At 55.0% G+C, this 1,227-nt stretch carries 1 protein-coding gene; it reads right to left on the bottom strand.

Features of this window, described 5'->3' with window-relative positions; all coding sequences use genetic code 11:
* Positions 1 to 38: 38 nt before the first annotated feature.
* Positions 39 to 1,168, bottom strand: a protein-coding gene (locus I9182_RS20340) for an IS3 family transposase (RefSeq protein WP_209599478.1) whose coding sequence is annotated in 2 segments (ribosomal slippage) — positions 39 to 925 and positions 925 to 1,168 — 1,131 coding nt in all. Because the reading frame shifts where the segments join, the coding sequence is not laid out codon by codon here.
* Between the last annotated feature and the right edge of the window lie 59 nt (positions 1,169 to 1,227).

Below are 1,227 nucleotides of genomic sequence, written 5' to 3'. Positions count from 1 at the left end.
TGGACCTGTCCCATTTTTGTGCCGCCCCAAGTGCTCGTTTAGGCCACTTTCCGTTCGAATGCGACCGGACTTTTCCAACCCAATGCTGAGTGCCGTCGGCGCGGATTGTAGAAGCCGTTGATGTACTGGAAGATGGCCATTTCAACGTCTCGGCGTGTTGGCCATGACCTGCGCCAGATTAACTCGGCTTTGATTGTTTTGAAGAACGTCTCGACGGCGGAGTTGTCGTAACAATTGCCCTTGCCGCTCATCGATACCTGGAACCCATGCTGTCGCAGGAGCTTCTGATAATCGTGAGAACAGTATTGGCTGCCGCGATCCGTGTGATGAATGCATCCTTTGGGCGGTTGCCGCAGTGCCACGGCCATCTTCAATGCCCGGATTGCCAGATCACGCTTCATCCTGTTGCTGACCGCCCAGCCGATCACCCGGCGGGAATGTAGGTCAAGGATCACGGCGAGGTAGAGCCAGCCTTCGCGGGTCCAGACATAGCTGATGTCACCGACCCATTTCTGGTTGGGGCGATCTGCGCGGAAGTCCCGGTTCAACAGGTTGGGCGCAATATTGAAAGCGTGGTTGCTGTCGGTCGTCACCTTGTATCTCTTGGATCGTTCGACGCGGATGCCATTCTCTCGCATCAGCCGACCGACACGGCGGTGCCCAACATTCAGGCCCAGTTCTTTCAACTCTTCCGTCATTCTCGGCCGCCCATAGCTGCCCAGGCTGAGCCGGGATTGTTCCTTGATATGGGCCAGAACAACCATATCGCTTCTCTGCCTTTGGCTGGCAGGTCGGCTGCGATAGGCCCGCAGGCCGCGAGAACTGACATCCAAAACGGCACACATCCGATTGGCGCAAAAAATGTCACGATGTTCTTCGATGAACCTGAACCTCATGGCTTTTGGCTCGCGAAGAACTGCGTTGCCTTTTTTAAGATCTCCCTCTCCTCCTTGAGAATGCGGTTCTCCCGTCGAAGCCGTTCGTTCTCACGGGCAAGGTCAAGATCCTTATCGGACACAACATCCGTGTCGCGATGCGTCAAAATCCACTTATTCAAAGTCGATAGGCCAACGCCCAAATCAGATGCCACCTGTTTGCGTGTCAATCCGCTGGTCAGTGCGATCCGCACTGCATCAGCGCGAAACTCGTCCGTTCGTTTCGTTCCCATAGTTCATCTCCTTTGCTGCAATAAATGCTATCAAAGGAGCGGCATCAAACCGCGACACG

Origin of the sequence: Ruegeria sp. HKCCSP351, assembly GCF_017872535.1 — a bacterium.
Classification (GTDB): domain Bacteria; phylum Pseudomonadota; class Alphaproteobacteria; order Rhodobacterales; family Rhodobacteraceae; genus Ruegeria.
The sequence above is the reverse complement of the archived record's forward strand: the minus strand, read 5'-3'. Positions and strand labels throughout refer to the sequence as shown.